The 19,520-nt window shown below is 56.7% G+C and carries 14 protein-coding genes; 9 read left to right on the forward strand and 5 right to left on the reverse strand.

The genetic code is table 11. From position 1 onward, the window contains the following. Nucleotides 1-440: 440 nt before the first annotated feature. A complete protein-coding gene (ftsH, locus tag AC5FXY_RS00765; RefSeq protein WP_493554718.1) occupies nt 441-2,564 on the reverse strand; it encodes an ATP-dependent zinc metalloprotease FtsH in 2,124 nt (707 codons plus the stop codon). 172 nt (nt 2,565-2,736) lie between these two features. Beyond that, on the reverse strand, nt 2,737-3,123 hold the full coding sequence (rsfS, locus tag AC5FXY_RS00770; RefSeq protein WP_493554719.1) for a ribosome silencing factor: 387 nt from the start codon (nt 3,121-3,123) through the stop codon (nt 2,737-2,739). 42 nt (nt 3,124-3,165) lie between these two features. Between rsfS and AC5FXY_RS00775 the strand changes: the two genes are divergently transcribed. From AC5FXY_RS00775 to rlmB, 5 genes are all read left to right on the forward strand, one after another. Beyond that, a complete protein-coding gene (locus AC5FXY_RS00775) occupies nt 3,166-3,939 on the forward strand; it encodes a biotin--[acetyl-CoA-carboxylase] ligase (protein ID WP_493554720.1) in 774 nt (257 codons plus the stop codon). Nucleotides 3,940-4,211: 272 nt separating this feature from the next. Next, a complete protein-coding gene (locus tag AC5FXY_RS00780) occupies nt 4,212-4,670 on the forward strand; it encodes a T9SS type A sorting domain-containing protein (RefSeq protein ID WP_493554721.1) in 459 nt (152 codons plus the stop codon). A 153-nt stretch (nt 4,671-4,823) separates the two neighbouring features. After that, nucleotides 4,824-7,817 (forward strand): glycosyltransferase family 117 protein, encoded by a 2,994-nt coding sequence (locus AC5FXY_RS00785; RefSeq protein ID WP_493554722.1) that lies wholly within the window; start codon nt 4,824-4,826, stop codon nt 7,815-7,817. Nucleotides 7,818-7,934: 117 nt separating this feature from the next. Next, the gene (locus AC5FXY_RS00790; protein WP_493554723.1) at nt 7,935-9,155 is read left to right on the forward strand and encodes a GWxTD domain-containing protein; all 1,221 of its coding nucleotides are present in this window, start codon (nt 7,935-7,937) and stop codon (nt 9,153-9,155) included. Continuing rightward, nucleotides 9,110-9,955 carry a 23S rRNA (guanosine(2251)-2'-O)-methyltransferase RlmB gene (gene rlmB, locus AC5FXY_RS00795; RefSeq protein ID WP_493554724.1) on the forward strand — a complete coding sequence of 282 codons (846 nt, stop codon included), beginning with the start codon at nt 9,110-9,112 and terminating at the stop codon, nt 9,953-9,955. The genes AC5FXY_RS00790 and rlmB overlap by 46 nt, the downstream gene beginning before the upstream one ends. A 172-nt stretch (nt 9,956-10,127) precedes the next feature. Here the strand turns inward: rlmB and AC5FXY_RS00800 are convergent, their stop codons facing one another. Both AC5FXY_RS00800 and AC5FXY_RS00805 read right to left on the reverse strand, forming a co-directional pair. Next, entirely contained in the window at nt 10,128-11,213 is a 1,086-nt protein-coding gene (locus AC5FXY_RS00800; RefSeq protein ID WP_493554725.1) for a mannose-1-phosphate guanylyltransferase, read from the reverse strand. Nucleotides 11,214-11,293: 80 nt separating this feature from the next. After that, a complete protein-coding gene (locus tag AC5FXY_RS00805) occupies nt 11,294-12,274 on the reverse strand; it encodes a KpsF/GutQ family sugar-phosphate isomerase (protein WP_493554726.1) in 981 nt (326 codons plus the stop codon). A gap of 79 nt (nt 12,275-12,353) precedes the next feature. Here AC5FXY_RS00805 and recQ point away from each other — a divergent pair, with 79 nt between their 5' ends. Together recQ and AC5FXY_RS00815 are read left to right on the forward strand one after the other, a co-directional pair. Further along, the gene (gene recQ, locus AC5FXY_RS00810; RefSeq protein WP_493554727.1) at nt 12,354-14,585 is read left to right on the forward strand and encodes a DNA helicase RecQ; all 2,232 of its coding nucleotides are present in this window, start codon (nt 12,354-12,356) and stop codon (nt 14,583-14,585) included. A gap of 106 nt (nt 14,586-14,691) precedes the next feature. Then, entirely contained in the window at nt 14,692-15,216 is a 525-nt protein-coding gene (locus AC5FXY_RS00815; protein WP_493554728.1) for a dihydrofolate reductase family protein, read from the forward strand. Nucleotides 15,217-15,284: 68 nt separating this feature from the next. Here AC5FXY_RS00815 and AC5FXY_RS00820 read toward each other — a convergent pair whose 3' ends face one another. Continuing rightward, a complete protein-coding gene (locus AC5FXY_RS00820; protein ID WP_493554949.1) occupies nt 15,285-15,701 on the reverse strand; it encodes a BrxA/BrxB family bacilliredoxin in 417 nt (138 codons plus the stop codon). Between the two features lie 516 nt (nt 15,702-16,217). Between AC5FXY_RS00820 and AC5FXY_RS00825 the strand changes: the two genes are divergently transcribed. After that, nucleotides 16,218-17,270, forward strand: a complete 1,053-nt coding sequence (locus AC5FXY_RS00825) for a tetratricopeptide repeat protein (RefSeq protein WP_493554729.1) — start codon at nt 16,218-16,220, stop codon at nt 17,268-17,270. 26 nt (nt 17,271-17,296) lie between these two features. Continuing rightward, on the forward strand, nt 17,297-19,357 hold the full coding sequence (locus tag AC5FXY_RS00830; RefSeq protein WP_493554730.1) for an OmpA family protein: 2,061 nt from the start codon (nt 17,297-17,299) through the stop codon (nt 19,355-19,357). Nucleotides 19,358-19,520: the final 163 nt, after the last annotated feature.

Raw genomic sequence — 19,520 nt, forward strand, 5'->3', positions numbered from 1 at the left:
GTTGTAATCACAAAGGCACGGTGTCAGACGGACAACGAAAAGCCAACAGCTTATCACAAACAACTTGTCGCCTCGACAACTATGGATGCCAACACTACCCACGCGGCAAATCAATGCCCTGAGGAAGACATTGATTCCATGTGCACCACCGACGGTGAGTTGATAGCTGATGTCACAATAGAACAAGCAATACGCAGTGGTTTGGCCATGCGTATCGGAGATATCATAGTCGGGTTTCTGGCTCCTACGGAGCGTTCGGCTTAGAGTACCATATTCCGGAGGACGAGCTGGTTTTCAGCAAAGCCTTCTGTATAGGTTGTTGCAATAGGTGTGTTGGAAAAACCGCAGGCTTTGCCGGCGGTTTTTTTCTTTATGCACGGTTAACAAAAAAGGCACCCTGTACACAGGGTGCCTTTTAAATACTAGTTGTCAGTTAGGCCTTAAGCCACTGTGCTACCAGTAGTAACATTTTGACCCGTCGAAGGCTCGCTACCGTTGCCTCCCAAAGGCTGGCCCGGCAGGTTCAAATCAGGCAAGTCGTTGCTGAGCGGCACCGGATGCTCCTGCTTACGCTCACTCAAGGTTTCGCTACGATCGGTGCCAGCGGTATGGGCCTGATAAGTGGTTTGGGTAGCAAATGGGCGTGGGCCCACCAAGCGCTCCAAATCGTCCTGCAAAAGGATTTCTTTTTCTAGCAATTCGCGGGCTACGGTTTCCAGCTCACGGTTGCGCTCGGTCAGAAGCTGCTTCGTACGCAGGTAGGCATTCTCAATGATGGTCCGTACTTCCTCGTCGATCATCTGCGCCGTAGCTTCGGAGTAAGGCTTGCTGAAGCCATACTCGTTTTGGCCCTTGGAGTCATAGAACGAGACGTTGCCGAGCTTCAGGTTCATGCCGTACATCGTGACGATGCTATATGCCATCTTCGTGATGCGCTCCAAGTCAGACAAGGCACCGGTCGAAATCTTCCCGAAAACGAGTTCTTCAGCGGCACGGCCACCCAAGGCCATGCACATCTCGTCGGTGAGTTGCTCCGTGTTGTACAGGAACTGCTCTTTGGGCAAGTATTGGGCATATCCCAGCGCAGCTACGCCGCGCGGCACGATGCTTACTTTCACCAACGGATCGGCGTGCTCCAAGAACCAGCCAGCAATAGCGTGGCCAGCTTCGTGGTAAGCCACGATTTTCTTCTCCTCGGGCGAAATGATTTTGTTCTTCTTTTCCAAGCCGCCAATCACACGGTCGACAGCGTCGGTGAAGTCTTGCATCGTTACCATCTTCTTATCGCGGCGTGCGGCGATAAGTGCGGCTTCGTTACAGACGTTGGCAATTTCAGCGCCGGCAAAACCAGGCGTTTGAGCGGCTAGCTTGCGTGCATCTACGTCAGGGCCAAGCGTAAGCGGCTTCAGGTGCACTCTAAAAATCTCGGTGCGGCCAACGATATCGGGTTTATCGATGCTGATCTGGCGGTCGAAGCGACCGGGACGCAACAAAGCGGAGTCCAGCGTATCGGGGCGGTTGGTAGCGGCCAGGATGATAACCCCGGAGTCGGTACCAAAACCGTCCATCTCCACCAGCAACGAGTTCAGCGTGTTTTCGCGCTCATCGTTGCCGCCGGGCACGTTGCCGCGCGAGCGGCTGCGGCCAATAGCGTCAATTTCATCGATAAAAATGATGCACGGCGCCTTGGCTTTGGCCTGCTTAAACAGGTCACGTACGCGGGCAGCACCCACCCCGACGAACATCTCTACGAAGTCGGAGCCCGACAGCGAGAAGAACGGCACATCAGCCTCACCAGCCACAGCTTTGGCCAGCAAAGTTTTGCCGGTACCGGGAGGTCCTACCAGCAATGCACCCTTCGGAATCTTACCACCAAGGATAGTGAACTTTGATGGGTTCTTGAGGAACTCCACGATTTCCTGTATTTCCTCTTTAGCTTCTTCCAGGCCGGCTACATCCTTGAAGGTAATCTTCACTTTATCGCCGCCTTCGAAAAGCGCTGCGCGCGACTTCCCGATGCTGAAAATCTGCCCACCGGGCCCCCCCGCGCCACTCATGCGGCGCATCAAGAACCAGAAGCCCACCAAGAGGATGATGAAAAAGCCCCAGCCGGTGAAAATTTCACCGAAACCGGTGCGGGTATCCACGCCCAATCCTACGCGCTGGTCGGGCGGGATGTTGGCCTGTAGCTTGTCGTAGTCGTCTTTAAAGGTTTTACCGTCGATTACGCGGAAGGCGTAGTGCGGACCTTGGTCCGTCACGAGCGGACCACGGTTTTTGAGCTGCTGACGGTATTTGTCGTTTTGAAGGGCTTCGCGCTTCAGCGTTACTTCCACCGACCGGTCGTTAACCAGGGTGACGTCGCGCACGTCGCCGGCGCGTAGCATCTGCTCAAAATCCTGCTGCTTGATTTCGACTGCCGTGCTCCCTTTGCTCAGGTAATAAAACCCGAACACGAGCACCGTCAGCCCCAGCAGCACCCACAGCTGCACACCTGGGCGCGGAGCACCGGGCGTAGGCAGCATGGGCTTTTTCTTTTTCGGAGAAGGGGTGTTATCTGGCATGTATAAGAAAAGTCTTCAGCAAAGGAAGGTCACTAGGCTGAACACCGCGCCGAAGCGGAATGTTCGGGGCCAGCAATACTAGAGCTGGCTGGGATATTGAGGTTGACGGGGCAAGGTGCTTTTTACTTTAAAAACCAACTGCCCACGTCACCGGCTTAATTTTATCAGCCGATTACTTTACGGCCGTCTCTTCCTCGATGTAGGAAATTTCGGCATCGCCCCAAAGCTCTTCCAGAGCGTAGAACGAGCGCCGGTCGCGCAGAAATACGTGCACTACTACGTCTACGTAGTCGAGCAGCACCCACTCCCGGTTCTGACGGCCCTCGGTTTGCCAAGGATTTTGCCCGGTAGCTTTGTCCACTTCGTCTTCTACCGAACGGGCAATGGCATCGAGCTGGGTATCGGAAGACGCCGAGCAGATGACGAAGTAATCGGCAACGGCGTTTTTGAGATTTTTAAGATTTAGTACAACGATGTCAGCAGCTTTTTTTTCCTGCATGCCGCGTACGATGATGTCTGCCAAGTTGTCCGAATCCTGCCGAACCGGGGTAATTTTCATGTTAGAGAAGTAGGTTTGTCAACACAAAGTAGGAAAAATCAGGTGGAGCAAATTAGCCCTCAAACCCTGTTCACGGGCCAACAGGTAATATGGTTGCCCAATTGCGGCTCCACCAACACCGAAGCCCGCAATATAGTTGTCCAAAACCGCGCCACGGAAGGTTGTACCGTCATAACGGACTGCCAAACGGCGGGCCGGGGACAACGGGGTAACCAATGGGAGGCCGCGCCGGGCGAAAACCTGACGCTATCGGTGGTGTGGCGCCCGGTGTTTTTGGAAGCCGCCGCTCAGTTTAGACTGAACCTGGCAGTAGCCCTTGGCGTGCACGACTGGGCCGGCCGCCTGCTGGGCCCCGACCCAGCCCTTCGGCTAAAGTGGCCCAATGACTTGTTTTACCAAGATCAAAAGCTGGGTGGCATCCTGATTGAGAACACGCTTAGCGGTTCACAAATTCAATTTAGTGTTATCGGCATCGGAATAAATATCAACCAGACGATGTTCGCAGTGCCTACAGCCACTTCACTCAGCCGATTGACTGGGCGCGCTTATTTGCTGGCCACCCTAATCACCCAGTTGCTAGAATGCCTAGAGCGCCGGTATCTCCAATTACGGGCCGGGCACTATGAAGCCCTGCACCAAGCTTACCTGCAGGTGCTGTACCGGCACGACGAATGGCATCCTTTTGAAGTAGACGGCAAGCCGTTACAGGGCCGTATTTGCGACGTAACCGAGGCTGGGCAACTGATGCTACAGTTGCCTAATGGGCAGACGAGGTCTTTTGGGTTGCAGGAAATTCGGCATGTGCTGAACGGATAATGCACGTTAAGTCCGCCTTATCAGGTTCACTCTGAGTAGTCTCAACCCGAGCAAGACTGATGGCGCCTGTTCCCTTATTGAAGGGCGTAATCAATTGGCATCAATAAGCTTTCAAGCTTGAGCTCTGTCAGAAGTAGTTCATGCATCATTCTCGGCATGGTGCTTGTCTATTCATCAGCAGGCTTTCACAGCTGCCCCAAGCTCTTGTCAGCTTAAGTCATTATCTTACAAATTCTTGCCGCTTACACCGGCATTTCCCAGCGTCAACCCACATGCATAAATCTACTCTCTGGCTTATAGTACTTGGTTTGCTAATGCAGCTGACAGCCACGGCAGCGACGTTTGGCGTCGCGGTGCGCTTTCAGCAGAGGGAGGGCAGGTATTTCTCCACCTCCGCCCCGCGTTCAGCCGGTCAGCTTGCGGCCACAGTCGCTGCAGGTGCGCAAGAGCCTACGAATGCAGTAGCAGCCTCGCTGCTGAGCGTATATCCAAACCCGGTACGCGGCGGGCAAGCTACCGTCGTGTTTGCCGAGGCCAAAACCGGCCAAGATTACCGCCTACGCGTGAGCAACGTCATTGGTCGCGAAATGCGGTTCGTTACCCTTCGCTCTGATCTAATGCGCACCGGCCAGTCCTTGGATTTGTCGACGCTACCGGCCGGTATCTACTTCTGCACCTTGCTTAGCAATGACAAAGTGATAACCACCAAGCGTGTAACCGTTCAAAACTAATTCTGGTCATCTCTGCCTCTCTGTAGGCGAAGCCACTGCTCTTTTGGGCAGTGGCTTTTTCTTTGCCCAACTGCACTCCCAGGTCTATAAGCTGTATTGGGCTGGGCAGGTGCCGCTTTTATGCCTACTTTTGACATTCCTGAACATCCCTCTATGCAGCGTTACTCGCGTTTGAATAACCTGGTGGGCTGGCTGGTTTTCGCCATTGCCACCGTTACCTATCTGCTCACGCTTGAGCCCACAGCAAGTTTCTGGGACTGCGGCGAGTTCATTGCCTGCTCCTATAAGCTGCTCGTTCCCCACCCGCCCGGTGCTCCTACGTTCCTGCTACTAGGCCGCTTGTTTTCCCTGTTTTCCTTCGGCGACGTAACGAAGGTTGCGGTACTGGTCAATGCGTTGTCAGCCTTGAGCAGCTCGTTCACGGTGCTGTTCTTGTTCTGGACCATCACCATGCTGGCCAAGAAGCTGGTCATGCACCGCCCCGGCATGCACGACGACCGCAACCTGGAGCCTACCTCCGGCCAAACGCTGCTCATTCTAGGCAGCGGCGTGGTAGGGGCTCTGGCGCTGACGTTCTCGGATTCGTTCTGGTTCAATGCCGTGGAAGCCGAGGTTTACGCCATGTCGTCGTTGTGCACGGCTGCGGTGGTGTGGCTGATGCTGAAGTGGGAAAACCGCGCCGATGAGGCCGATTCCGATAAGTGGCTGATTCTGATTGCCTATGTAATGGGCCTCAGCATCGGGGTGCACTTACTCAACCTGCTGGCCATTCCGGCCCTGGGCCTGATCTACTACTTCCGCCGCACGGCGCAGCCGAACTGGATGGGCGGCTTGATTACGCTCGTTATTAGCAGCATTATCGTCGGGCTGATCCTAGTGGGTATCATTCCCGGCCTGCCTACTTTGGCCGGCAGCATGGAAGTGTTTTTCGTCAATTCCTTTGGCTTACCCTTCAACTCGGGCGTAATCTTCTTCCTGATTCTGTTCATCGGGCTGATCTGGTTTGGCTTCCGGTACTCCTTCCGTACCGGCAACCGCCTGCTTAACACAGCGCTGCTCAGCCTTGTATTCATTCTGATTGGCTACACCTCGTACCTGATCATCCCAATTCGCTCATCCTTCCTGCCCACCATCAACGAGAACACGCCCAACGATGTGCTGTCGTTTGTAAGCTACCTGAAGCGTGAGCAATACGGCGACCGTCCGTTGCTTTACGGCCCGCAGTTCAACGCCCAGCCCATCGATCAGAAGGAAGGTGCTCCGCGCTACGTGCGCAGCGGCGACAAATACGTGGTAGCCGAGCATCGCCTGGAAACCATCTACGCCGATGCCGACAAGATGCTGCTGCCGCGCCTGTACTCGCCCGACCCCGGCCACATTCAGCAGTATAGAAAGTGGGTCGATATTCGGGAAGATGCCCGCCCAACCATGGGACAAAACCTTGGGTTTCTGTTTCGCTACCAGATGGGCCATATGTTCTGGCGCTATTTCGGCTGGAACTTCGTAGGGCGTTATTCCGATGTGCAGCAGTCCGGCGTGCTTTGGCCCCTGGGTAGCAACAAAAACGGCCTCCCGGAGCGCATTGCGGAAAGCAAGGCCCGCAATAATTTCTTTGCTGTTCCGCTGTTGATGGGCCTCGCTGGCCTATTCTTCCACGTGCGCCGCGACGGCCGTAATGCCTTGGTGGTGGGGCTGCTGTTCTTGTTCACGGGCCTGGCCATTGTGGTGTACCTGAACCAGCCGCCCATCGAGCCGCGCGAACGGGACTACACGTTCACCGGGGCTACTTATGCCTTTGCCATCTGGATTGGCCTAGGCGTGCTTGGCTTGGCTGAATTGCTGCGCTCGGTACTGAAATCCGAAGGCCTGCGCGGTGGCGTAGCACTGAGTGTGGGCTTGCTGGCGCCCGCCCTGCTGGCTGCCGAAGGCTGGGACGACCACGACCGTTCTGACCGCTACAACTCGGTAGATTCGGCCAAGAACCTGCTGAATTCGCTGCAGCCGAACGCCATTCTGTTCACCAACGGCGACAACGACACCTTCCCGCTTTGGTACGCTCAGGAAGTGGAAGGCGTACGCACAGATGTACGTGTAGCCGTGCTCAGCTACCTAAATACCGATTGGTACATCGACCAGATGAAGCGGCGCTCTTACGAGTCGCAACCGCTGCCCATCTCGATGAATAACGCTACTTACCGGCAGGGCACCAACGACTACCTCCCGTATGTCGAGAATCCGTCGGTAAGCCAGGTGAACTTAGGTGAGTTTTTGCAGCTTGTGAAACAAAATTCGCCGCTGCTGCAGGTGCAGACGCAAAGCGGCCGCGCGTTGCTTTCCTTCCCCACGCGCAAGTTTGTATTGCCCATTGATACCGCGGCGGTGGAAAAGCTGGGCATTGTACCGGCAGAGCGCCGGGGCCAGCTCGTTTCGCGCATGGAGTGGAACATGGGCAGCAGCGCCATCGAGAAGAAAAACTTGGTGATTCTGGACATGCTGGCTACCAATAACTGGCAGCGTCCGATCTACTTCTCATCCACGGTAAACACGCAGGACTTTATGAACCTGCAGCCCTACTTCCAGCTGGAAGGCTTAGCCTACCGCATCCTGCCCATCCGCGACCCGAACTTTGATCCGCGTGGCAATGCTGAAGGCTACGTGCAGAAGGATCTGATGTATGACATCATGATGAAGCGCTTTGCCTTCCGCAACCTCGACCGCGCCGACATCTTCTACGATGAGAACAACCTGCGCTTCCCGGCCAACTACCGCGACAAATTCTACCGTTTGGCCCAGGCCTACGTGGATGCCGGCGACCTAGCCAAAGCCAAGGAGGTAATGAACTACTGCTTCAAGGTGATGCCCGACAAGAGCATCCCCTACGACTACTACGTGCCGCAGTTCGTGGTACCGCTGGCGAAAGTAGGCGAGACGCAGAAGGCCAACGAAATCATGGATACCATGACCAACCGCGCCCAGCAAGCCCTAGCTTACTACACCACCGCGCCCGAAGCCAGTCTTTTTGACTTGGAAGTGCAGTTGAACCTGCTCACGTTGCAGAGTGTGTACCGCGCCGCCGAAGAAATTGGTGACCGGGCCCGCGCTACCAAGGCGCTACAGCTGCTGCAGCAGTACTACCCGCAAGGATAAACTCTGCATAACGCGCTTTTCTTCAACCGGCCCCGCAGGATTGCGGGGCCGGTTTCGTTTAGTTCTATTGCTTTAAGTTCAGACGTAGCTTTTTTCACGGCCCCAACGTTATCTACAATGATGACGCGTTTGTTGCTGCTTCTTTTTCACCTTGTTGTTGCGGGCTCGGTCCTAGCTCAGCGCATGCCCAGCCCGTGGCGGCTAGACTTTGCCGGTCAGTACCAGCCCAACCGCCCCAGCATGGATGCCCGGCGCGAAGGCGACAGTTTACGGCTGTACGTACGTTTTCCGGCTGGCACCTCTCCCCGGGCCGATCAGCCGTTACACGTGGTGAGCTGGGGCAGCTACGAAGCCAGGCAGCCCAACTGGCACGAAAACCTCGGGGTTTTCGGCCAAACCAGCCGTGGTAATGATGTGGTGGTCAGTTTCTGTGTACCACTGGCGCCACTGGCGGCCACTAATGTGCTGGCCGTGGGTTCCAACGAATCAATCAGCAATGCCCCCGAAGCTACGGCTTGGCTTTCCCTGACTGCAGCCCTACGAGCCCGGCCTTTTATTTTGACTGACAGCGCTGACCGACCGCTGCTGCGCCGTTACCTGCGCGTGGGCGAGCTGGTAAGACTGAGCAGTTCCACCACTACCCCCACCGTGACGCTGCGTCAGTTTCCAGCCGAATTTACGCCTGCCCTTCCGCCCCACACCGATCCGGGAATGCAGCCCCGCAACGCGCGAAGCCTGAAAGCTGAAGTAGTGCAAGAAATACCAGCCGATCAACCCATCCGATTTGCAGAACCGGGCTTGTACACCCTCCAGCTGGGAGATACTCCGCCCTTGGGCGTGCTGGTAGAAGCTGGCACTTTTCCGGAGGTATCCACCGTATCTGAGTTGATCGAGCCCCTGCGTTACCTAAGCACTTCTGCTGAGCGGGAACGAATGCGACAAGCTGAGGTCCCTAAACGAGCCATCGATGAGTTCTGGCTACACGTGGCCAACAACCAACAGAGCGTGGCCCGGGTGCTTATTCGGGATTTTTACGGCCGGGTGGAAGCGGCTAACCGCCTTTTCACAGCTCACAAGCCCGGCTGGATGACCGACCGTGGTCTACTCTACACCGTGCTCGGTCCTCCCGACCGCGTGGAACGTTCCGCCAACTCGGAACGCTGGGAATATGAAGGCACCGAACGACGAGCAGCTTATACGTTCCGCGCTAAACCGAGTACCTTTGCCCCTGATTATTACGAACTGGTGCGTAAGCCTGAGTACGAATGGCTCTGGATGCGTGCTGTGCAGCAATGGAGAACAGGCAAGAACGCCCCCGCCCCTCGGGCCGGCCGCTGAATGAGCGTCGCCCCGACTTTAAGAAATATCCGCCGCGCGCCCAAGACCGCAGCATCGATATGATTTTCGGCCTGCGCCCCATAATGGAGGCGCTGCAGGCTGGCAAGACCCTGGAGAAAATCTATCTGCTCAAAGGGGCCAAAAACACCTTGGTAAGTGACATCAGCGCGCTGGCTCGCGCAGCGGCCACGCCCATTTCGCTGGTGCCCAATGAGAAACTGGACAACCTCACGCGCAAAAATCACCAGGGTGCGGTAGCGTTCCTGTCCCCCATCGATTATGCTCCGCTGGATAACATTCTGCCGAGCCTGTTCGAACAGGGCAAGAGCCCGCTCATCTTGGTGCTTGACCGCATTACTGATGTGCGCAACTTTGGCGCCATCGCCCGCTCAGCCGAGTGCCTTGGCGTCGATGCCATTGTGGTGCCCACTCACGGGGCAGCTCAAATGAACGGCGATGCCCTAAAAACCTCTGCTGGCGCCCTTACCAGAGTGCCCGTATGCCGTGAATCGAACCTGCACGCCACGCTGCGCCGCCTGCACGATTCAGGCCTGCAGATTGTCGCTTGTACCGAGAAAGGCGACGCCAGTTTGGAACAAGCGCCCATTGACATGACGGGTCCGCTGGTGGTAGTAATGGGCAGCGAAGAAGACGGCATCAGCCCCGAGCTGCAGGAACTATCCGACGCACGCATTCGCATTCCGATGATCGGTCAGATCGGTTCTCTGAACGTATCGGTGGCTAGCGGTATTTTGCTCTACGAAGTGCTGCGTCAGCGTTTGGTGACGGGTGACAAGTAACAGGACTGTGCTGCTAAGCAAGACCTGTCCAGCCCTTGGCTCTACCTAGTGACCCTCAACGCGCCAATCCAAGAAAAAGGCCGGCTGCTCAATTGAGCAGCCGGCCTTTTTCTTGGAATAGTAAAACAAGCGTCGGGTAACAGTAAAACCTGTGACGTGTTACCGCTACAACTTAATTATAGCCTGCGCCTTTTTTCGATTTGACGTCCGCTACAAAGTCCTTTACGCGCTGCTCTTCCGTGCGCTTGCAGATCAGCAGCACGTTATCGTATTCAGCTACGATGTAGCCTTCAAGTCCCTGCACCACCACCAAGCGCTCCGAGGGTGTTTTGATAACGCACTCTTTGGTATCGTACAGGATGGCGTCGCCGTCGATAACGTTGTTCTGCTCGTCGCGGCGGCCCATGCGGTGCAGCGAGTCCCAGGTACCCAGGTCACTCCAGCCAAAGTCGGCGGGCAGTACGAACACGTTATCGGCCTTTTCCATCACACCGTAGTCGATGCTGATGTTGCGGCAGCGGGAATACGCCTCGTCAACAAAACGGTTTTCCTCTGGCGTGCCGAGCTGCTCGGCGCCTTCATCGAACACCTCGGCAATATCGCCCAGGTACTGATGGAAGGCGTGTACAATTACATCGGCACGCCACACAAACAGGCCGGAATTCCACAAGAAGTCGCCGCTGTCAACAAACATCTGCGCCAACTCCAGATTAGGCTTCTCGGTGAAGGTTTTCACCTTACGCAGGTTGGTATTGCCTAGGCTCTGATCGTCGATGAACTGAATGTAACCGTAGCCGGTATCGGGGCGTGAAGGCTGAATACCCAGCGTGATCAGCACGTCGTTTTGACGAGCAGCATCTACCGCTTGCCGGATAACATCCTGAAATATATCTTCTTTCAGCACGGCATGGTCGGCCGGCGTCACAATGATGACGGCGTTGGGGTCGCGTTGTGCAATGCGGTAGCTGGCGTAGGCAATGCACGGCGCCGTATTGCGCCCGATAGGCTCACCAAGAATCTGGTCGGGCTGCAGTTCCGGCAGGTGTTGCTGTACCAGTTCGGTATAATCCCGATTGGTTACCACAAACACGTTTTCTGGTGGGCAAATGCCCTCGAACCGGTCGACCGTGAGCCGCAGCATTGATTTGCCCACGCCCAGCACGTCGTGAAACTGTTTGGGATTGTTGGTACGGCTGAACGGCCAAAACCGGCTGCCAATGCCGCCGGCCATTACCACGAGGTAAGTATTCTGATTCATTAAGACAAAGGTAGCAAAGGCGGAAATGGGCCGGCCAAGCCGGCGTGGGGCACTTGAGCTGAACTAAGTTAGCAATTCGATTATACCAACCCTTCGCGCAACAAATCATGCAGGTGAATGAAACCCTGGAAGCGGCCTTGCTCCGTCACCACCAATTGGGTGATGTTGCGGGCCTGCATACGGGCCAGCGCTTCGGCAGCAAATTCATCGACCTCGATTGTCACGGGTTTAGGCGTCATAATGGCTTGGGCTTGTAATTCGCCGAGCACTTCAGGGGCAAAGTTGGTGAGCATGCGGCGCAGGTCACCATCAGTGATGATACCCAGCAGCACGCCAGCGCCGTCCAATACGGCTGTTGCGCCCAAACGTTTACCCGATATTTCCAGAATTATTTCGCGCAGACCGGCGTTATTCAGTACCTGTGGAGCTTGGTTCTGCCGGCTCAGGTCACCTACTTTGAGGTAAAGCTTTTTGCCGAGAGTGCCACCGGGATGCAAGTGGGCAAAGTCGCGGGAAGTAAATCCGCGTGATTCAAGTAACGCCACCGCCAGTGCGTCGCCCAAGGCAAGGGCGGCCGTAGTGCTAGTGGTAGGTGCTAGGTTGTGCGGGCAGGCTTCCCGGTCGACGGGGGCGTGCAGGATGTAATCAGCCTGCTGGGCGAGGTAGGAAGTACGGTTGCTCACCAAAGCAGCCATGGGCACTTGTTTGCGACGAAGCAGCGGCACGAGCACCTTAATTTCGGGGGTGTCGCCGCTTTTGCTGATGCAGATAACAAAGTCGCCTTCCTGAATCATGCCCAAGTCGCCGTGAATGGCATCGGCAGCGTGCATGAATAAAGAGGGCGTGCCGGTGGAGTTTAGCGTTGCCACCATTTTGCCGGCAATATGAGCGCTCTTACCAATACCCGTAACGACCACTCGGCCATGAATACCAAGTATCCGCCGCACACATTCTTGGAAATCTCCGGTTTGGGTAATAGCTTCAGCTACACCCCGAATGGCCTCTGCTTCTTGCAGAAGCACATTTTTTCCGATGGTATTGACGTCAGTCAACGGTTTCAATCTAAATTTGTCTAGATTGAGCAGATAAGCCCGTACGTAGTTTTCGCCGGATTACCCCTTTGCTCAGCGAGGAAGAACGATGTCAGAAGCAGCAAATACAGCAGAACTTGCGGCTCCCGTAAGAAAGGCTGCCAAGCCCGTGGGGGCTGATTTGAAAGCCAAGTTAAAGGAAGTTTTTGGCTACGGTCAGTTCCGCGGCACCCAGGAGGCCATTATCCAGAACGTTATCGAGGGCCACAACACCTTCGTGATTATGCCTACGGGCGCTGGTAAGTCCCTGTGTTACCAGCTTCCGGCTCTGGTGCTACCGGGCACTGCCATTGTCATTTCGCCGCTCATTGCCCTGATGAAAAATCAGGTCGATCAGCTGAACGCGTTTGGGGTAAACGCGCAGGTGATGAACTCCACGCTGACGAAGACCGAGGCCAATAAGGTAAAGCGCGACGTCATCAACGGGCAGGTGAAGCTGCTGTACGTGGCGCCGGAATCACTGACCAAAGAAGAAACGCTGGACTTTCTGCAGAAGGCTCAGATTTCATTTGTGGCCATCGACGAGGCGCACTGTATTTCGGAGTGGGGCCACGATTTCCGGCCGGAATACCGCCGCATCCGGGGCATTATTGATGATCTGGGCGTTGACGTGCCCATCATTGCCCTGACAGCCACGGCCACCCCGAAGGTGCAGCTGGATATCCAGAAAAACCTGCAGATGGACGACGCTTCGGTGTTCAAATCGTCGTTCAACCGCACCAATCTATATTACGAGGTTCGGCCGAAGCACCAGACCAAGAAGGCCCTCATCCAGTTTGTAAAAACGATGAAAGGCCAGGCCGGCATTGTGTATTGCCTGAGTCGCAAAAAGGTAGAGGAAATAGCGGAACTGCTGCGCGTGAACGACGTGCGCGCCCTGCCCTACCACGCCGGCCTCGACCCGCAAACGCGCATGCACAATCAGGATGCCTTTCTGAAAGAGGACTGTGACGTGATTGTGGCCACCATCGCCTTCGGCATGGGCATCGACAAGCCGGACGTGCGTTTCGTGATTCACTACGACACGCCGAAGTCCATCGAGGGCTACTACCAGGAAACCGGCCGTGCCGGCCGCGACGGCCTGGACGGTCACTGCCTGATGTTCTACAGCTACGACGACATCGTGAAGCTGGAGAAGTTCAACAAGGACAAACCGGTAACCGAGCGCGACAACTCCAAGCTGCTGCTGCAGGAAATGGCTAACTACGCCGATTCGGCGGTGTGCCGCCGGCGCCAGCTGCTGCATTACTTCGGCGAGACGTACGGCAAGGACTGCGGCTTCTGCGACAACTGCCGCCACCCGCGCGAAAAGTTTGAGGCCAAGGAGTACGTGAAACTGGCCCTGCAAGCCGTGGTACAAACCGAGCAGCGCTTCGGCATTGAGCACCTGACGGCGGTGCTCACTGGCATGATGAACCCGCACATCGAAAGCTACGGCCACGATAAGCTACCAGTGTACGGCAAGGGCGCCGATCAGGACATTGCGTTCTGGCACTCGGTGCTGCGCCAATGCATGATTGGGGAAATGCTGGGCAAAGACATCGAGAACTTCGGCGTCGTGCGTATTTGCGAGAAAGGCGAGCAATTCCTGATTGAGCCGCACAGCATCAAGTTCTCGAAGGATCATAACTACGAGGAGGAGGTACAGCAGGAAGAGCAAAAAGAGGAAGTTCAGCAGGCCGCCGGGCACGATGCAGCCTTGTTCGACATGCTGAAGGCCCTGCGCAAGAAGCTGGCTACGCAGAAGAATCTGCCTCCCTACGTGCTGTTCCAAGATCCTTCGCTGAAGGAAATGGCCACCACCTTCCCCACGAAGATGGAAGACCTAGCCCACGTATCGGGCGTGGGCCAAGGCAAAGCGCAGAAGTTTGGGGCACCGTTCCTGGAGCTGATCAAGAAGTACGTCGCCGAAAACGACATTGTGACGGCGGCGGACGTGGTGGTGAAGTCGGCCGTTAATAAGTCGAAAATCAAGATTTACATCATTCAACAGATTGACAAGAAAATGGACCTGGAGGAAATTGCTTCCTCGAAGGGCATCGACATGCGCGAGCTGATTGAGGAAATCGAGCACATTTGCTACTCCGGCACCAAGCTCAACCTTGATTATTACATCGACTCGGTGCTGGACTACGACCGGCAAGACGAGATTTACGAGTATTTCATGCAGTCGCAGACCGACAACATCGCGGTGGCGCTGAAGGAGCTCGGCACGGATGATTACACGGAGGAGGACTTGCGCCTGATGCGGATCAAGTTCTTGAGCGAGGTAGCCAACTAGGCTACGGGTTCAGACAGGTCTTGAGACGCCCGCGGCTTCGGCTGCGGGCGTTTTTTTATACCCACGTGGAGGCCGTTGCGCTCCGGACAATTATTACCTTAAAGCCATGCGAGAAACGGTATTGTACATCGCCACTTCGCTCGATGGCTTTATTGCCGACGAGAGTGGCAGCGTGGAGTTTTTGAAACCTTTTGAGCAATCGGGCCAGGATTACGGCTACGGTGCCTTTGTACAGAGCCTAAAGGCGGTGGTGATGGGGTCCCGCACCTACGAGCAGGTGCTGGGCTTCGATATGCCTGAGTGGCCCTACAAAGGCTTGGATACCTACGTGTGCACCAAACGCCCACTGCCTACCTCAGCCGACCCGCGCATCTGGCTCTGGCCCGATGCGGTACAGGAACTGGGGGCGCAGCTGCCCGAAGGCCGCACTTGGTTGGTGGGCGGCGCCGCGCTGATCGACTCATTCAACCAAGCTGGACTGATTAACCGGCTGATGCTGGCCATCATCCCTGTTTTTCTTGGCCGCGGCATCAAACTACTAAATCAGCCACCGCCCCAGAGCCTCAAACTAGAGCAAGTGACGCGCTATGATGACGGTGTAGTGATGCTAGAATATGCACTTCGGCGGTAGCTACATTTACGTAAAAAGGCCCGCAGCAAGAGCGGCGGGCCTTTTCAGTGCATGAAAAACTTTTACTATTAGCAGTATTCGGCGAAAGCGCCCTGAAGGTTATCCACGATGCGCATCAGGTCGTTGCCTTCGATGTGGTAACGCTCGATCATGTGTACCAGCTCGCCGTCTTTGAACAAGGCAATGCTGGGGGACGAGGGCGGGTACGGCAGCATATGCTCGCGCACCTTGGCTACAGCTTCGGTTTCCATGCCGGCAAATACTGTTACGAGTTTGGCAGGCCTCTTATCGGAGCTCGACAGCGCCATTTTGAGGGCCGGACGGGCCTTGGCAGCGGCGCAGCCGCATACCGAGTTGACGGCCACCAGCACGGTGCCGGCTTGGGGGGTTAGGGCGGCATCCACTTCTTCGGGCGTCATCAGTTGCTCGAAGCCAGCCTCGGTGAGGTCTTGGCGGATGGGGGCCACCATGTATTCGGGGTACATTGCCATGGTTGACAAGGAATTGGGGGTACAGAAATCTAATGCAAAGCCGGAGCCCGGCCTGCCGTGCTGCAAAGCTACGCAAACCGCGGCTGGCTGAGTCGCGTGTATAACCATTGGCATGGGGCGATAAGTTTTGTTTCACCCGTATCCATCTCTTTTGATCCAATGACCGAAGCCGAATTTGCCGCTACGCTGATGACCACCGCTGCTGCGCGCCCTCTGGCACGAGCACCGCGGTGATTGGCATGCCGCGCACGAACTAGCGCAAGCCGACGAAACCAATCCGCTGGCCAACTGGCTCCACGCTTACCTACACCGTCGTGAAGGCGACTTGGCCAATGCCGGCTACTGGTACCGCCGGGCCAGGCGGGCCCAATTCATTGGCACTGAGGACGCGGAAAGGGCCGCACTCCTACAAGCTGCCCTGCAGGAAGTAGAGCCCAAAAACTAGAGGCTACGGGAAAATGCAATATCTTTCGACTAGCTCCGCCCTTGACCATGGAGTTTTAGCCGTCGATGAAACAATACTTATTTCTAATTGGAGGGCTTTTAGCGGGCTTTAGCGCCCAGGCTCAAACCGATACCGTGCGTGCCTCCACGCTGCCGCCCGCTCAGCAAGCCGAGAAATATTACAATAGCGGCGTGGCGAAGTTCAATAATAAGAGCTACCAGTCGGCGCTAGCGGACTTCGATAAAGCCCTGTCCGCCAAAAACGACTTCGCTAAGGCTTACTACAACCGCGCCGCCACCCGCTACGAGTTAAAGCAATACGCCCCAGCCGTGCAGGACTACAACGAGGCCATTCGTTTGGAGCCTACAAGCTTCACCGCTTGGTACGGCCGCGCCCAAGCCCGCCAAGCCCAAGGGCAGAACAGCGAAGCCGAGCAGGACTTCGCCAAAGTAACCGAGCTCAAGCCCGACTATGCTGCCGCCTGGTACGACCGCGGCGCGCTGCGCTTCGAGCGCGGCGAATACCAAGCAGCGCTGAGCGACTTCACGCAGGCCACCCGCATCGACCCGAAGTACGCGTACGCCTGGCACGACCGCGCCAGCACGCAGCGCCAGCTGGGTAACCACACCGCCGCTGTGCAGGATTACACCGAGGCCTTGCGGCACAACCCTGAGCTGTACGTGGCCTTGCTGAACCGAGCTGCCACCAAGCGCCTGCAGAAAGACGTGCAAGGTGCCCTAGCCGACTATTCTGAGTACCTCCGCCGCCGCAACGACGACCCCGTGGGCTACCTCGGCCGTGCTACCGCCCGCTACGACGCCAAGGACTACAAAGGTGCCGTGGAAGACCTCACGCAGGCCCTGAAACTAAAAGCTGATTACGCCCTAGCGCTGAACAACCGCGCTGCTGCTTACCTCAAGCTGGAAGACTACAAAGCCGCCGCCGCCGACGCGAGCAGTGCCCTGCAAATCAATCCGCAGCTGGCTGAAGCCTACCTCAACCGCGGCCACGCCCGCGAAATGCTGCGCGACCCCAACGCCTGCCAGGATTGGCGCAAAGCCGCCGACATGGGAATTGAATCGGCCAACAGCTACGCGGCTGCCGCGGGCTGCCAGTAAACGAGGCTCTTATTTTGATTGAACCGATGCACAAGCTTCGTTACATCCTGGGCCTTGCGGCCGCTTTGCTCTTCACGCTCCCCGCAGTGGCGCAAAGCGTGGAGTTTACCAAAGACCAGTTTAGCAACAATAAAGACGGGCTCAAGACAGCTCTGAAAGAGCTTAAAGCCGGCGACGAGTGGTTCCAGTCAGACCCACCGCGCTACGAGCAGGCGCTGCCGCACTACCTGGCGGCACAGCAGCTCAACCCCAACAACGCCCTGCTCAACTTCAAGATCGGGGCCTGCTACTTGGGCTCTACCTATAAGTCAAAGGCCCTCCCCTACCTGCAGAAAGCGTATCAGCTCGACCCCGTGGTGGATGCGCGCATCCGCTTTATGCTGGGTCGCGGCCTGCACCTGAATGCTCGGTGGGAAGAAGCCATTGCCGAGTACAAGGCAGCCATGCCCGCTGCCGGCACGAAGAATGCCTCTGGGCTGCAAAACGACATCCGGAAGAAAATCCAGGAATGTGAGTCGGGCATGGCGCTGCAGAAGGCTCCCGTGCGCACGTTCATCGACAACGTGGGCACGGCCATCAACACGCCTTACCCCGAGTATGGCCCGGTCATCACGGCCGACGAATCGGTAATGCTCTTCACCTCGCGCCGCGAAGGCGGCGTGGGCGGTGAAAAGGACCCAGAGAGCGGCGGCTATTTTGAAGACATATGGCAGTCGGTGAAAGGTGCCGATGGCAAGTGGCAGCCGGCCAAAAACTTGGGCGAAACGGTGAACACCAAGGGCCACGACGCCGTGGTGGCCCTCTCCCCCGACGGCCAGAAACTCATTACCTACGTAGAGGACGGCGCCGGAGACCTGCACGAAGCCGATCTGCAGGGCACCAACTGGCGCAAGCCTTCTTCGCTGGGCCGCCGCATTAATGGTGGGCAGACGCATGAGCCGTCGGCGGCGTACGCGCCCAACGGCCGCATGCTGTACTTCGTGAGCAACGGCGGCGAGGGCAGCCGCGGCGGCCACGATATCTGGCGCCTCGACATCGAAGGCAAGGGAAAGGCCGAAAACCTCGGCTCGGTCATCAACACGCTCTACGACGAGGACGGCATCTTCGTGCACCCCGACGGCAAGACCATCTACTTCTCGTCGCAGGGTCACAACTCCATGGGCGGCTTTGACATATTCAAGTCGGTGTGGCAGAACGGACAGTGGAGCAAGCCCGAAAATCTGGGCTGGCCCATCAACACCCCCGACGACGACGTGTTCTTCGTGCTGTCGGCCTCGGGCCGCCACGGCTACTACGCTTCCTCTCGCGACGACTCGCAGGGCTCCCGCGACATTTACATGGTGACCTTCCTGGGGGCCGAAAAGCCGCCGGTGCTCACAGCTGAAGAGCCTTTGCTAGCCTCGCGCGCGGCGCCCGTACGCCAGACGCTGCTTGCGCCCGCCGTGCCCATCGCCTCGGCCCAGGTGACCATCCTGAAAGGCGTGGTGACCGATGCCGACTCCAAGCAGCCGCTCGACGCGACCATCGACCTCGTCGACAACAACCTGAACCAGACCATTGCCTCGTTTAAGAGCAACGCCAGTTCGGGCCGCTACCTCGTGTCGTTGCCCTCAGGCGTGAACTACGGCATCGTGGTGCGCAAGGACGGCTACCTCTTCCACTCCGAAAACTTCGACCTACCCACCGGCGCAGCCTACTCCGAAGTGGTGAAGGACATTCCGCTCAAGAAGCTGGATGTGGGCGCCAAAGTGGTGCTGAACAACATCTTCTTCGACTTCGACAAAGCCACGCTGCGTAAGGAAAGCACCGCCGAGCTGGAGCGCCTCGTGCAGCTGATGACGACGGAGTACCCCGCACTGCGCATCGAAATTTCGGGCCACACCGACAACGTCGGCAAAGCCGCTTATAACCAGGACCTGTCGCAGCGCCGTGCTAAGGCCGTGGTGGATTACCTCACCAGCAAGGGCGTAGCCGCTGCCCGCCTCACCTCGGCTGGTTATGGCGATACGCAGCCGGTAGCCCCGAACACCACCAAGCAAGGTCAGGCCCTGAACCGCCGAACGGAGTTTAAGGTGATGGGTAAATAGACCACGGATTTCTGCGGACTTATCGAATTCCGCGAATTTTGTAGACGATTAAAAACAAGCTGCGGCTCCAACCTTAGGTTGGAGCCGCAGCTTGTTCTCGGTTCCTTGGTAAAGGTTAGTTCAATTGTAATACCGCTCGAAATAGTCGTCGAACTGGCGGTAT

This window comes from Hymenobacter sp. FMD4, assembly GCF_058932745.1.

What these genes read in the sequence shown, in the direction of transcription:
- ftsH (WP_493554718.1), bottom strand. Translation starts at nt 2,564, where the DNA reads ATGCCAGATAACACCCCTTCTCCGAAAAAGAAAAAGCCCATGCTGCCT.
- rsfS (WP_493554719.1), bottom strand. Translation starts at nt 3,123, where the DNA reads ATGAAAATTACCCCGGTTCGGCAGGATTCGGACAACTTGGCAGACATC.
- AC5FXY_RS00780 (WP_493554721.1), top strand. Translation starts at nt 4,212, where the DNA reads ATGCATAAATCTACTCTCTGGCTTATAGTACTTGGTTTGCTAATGCAG.
- AC5FXY_RS00785 (WP_493554722.1), top strand. Translation starts at nt 4,824, where the DNA reads ATGCAGCGTTACTCGCGTTTGAATAACCTGGTGGGCTGGCTGGTTTTC.
- AC5FXY_RS00790 (WP_493554723.1), top strand. Translation starts at nt 7,935, where the DNA reads ATGATGACGCGTTTGTTGCTGCTTCTTTTTCACCTTGTTGTTGCGGGC.
- rlmB (WP_493554724.1), top strand. Translation starts at nt 9,110, where the DNA reads ATGGAGAACAGGCAAGAACGCCCCCGCCCCTCGGGCCGGCCGCTGAAT.
- AC5FXY_RS00800 (WP_493554725.1), bottom strand. Translation starts at nt 11,213, where the DNA reads ATGAATCAGAATACTTACCTCGTGGTAATGGCCGGCGGCATTGGCAGC.
- recQ (WP_493554727.1), top strand. Translation starts at nt 12,354, where the DNA reads ATGTCAGAAGCAGCAAATACAGCAGAACTTGCGGCTCCCGTAAGAAAG.
- AC5FXY_RS00815 (WP_493554728.1), top strand. Translation starts at nt 14,692, where the DNA reads ATGCGAGAAACGGTATTGTACATCGCCACTTCGCTCGATGGCTTTATT.
- AC5FXY_RS00820 (WP_493554949.1), bottom strand. Translation starts at nt 15,701, where the DNA reads ATGTACCCCGAATACATGGTGGCCCCCATCCGCCAAGACCTCACCGAG.
- AC5FXY_RS00825 (WP_493554729.1), top strand. Translation starts at nt 16,218, where the DNA reads ATGAAACAATACTTATTTCTAATTGGAGGGCTTTTAGCGGGCTTTAGC.
- AC5FXY_RS00830 (WP_493554730.1), top strand. Translation starts at nt 17,297, where the DNA reads ATGCACAAGCTTCGTTACATCCTGGGCCTTGCGGCCGCTTTGCTCTTC.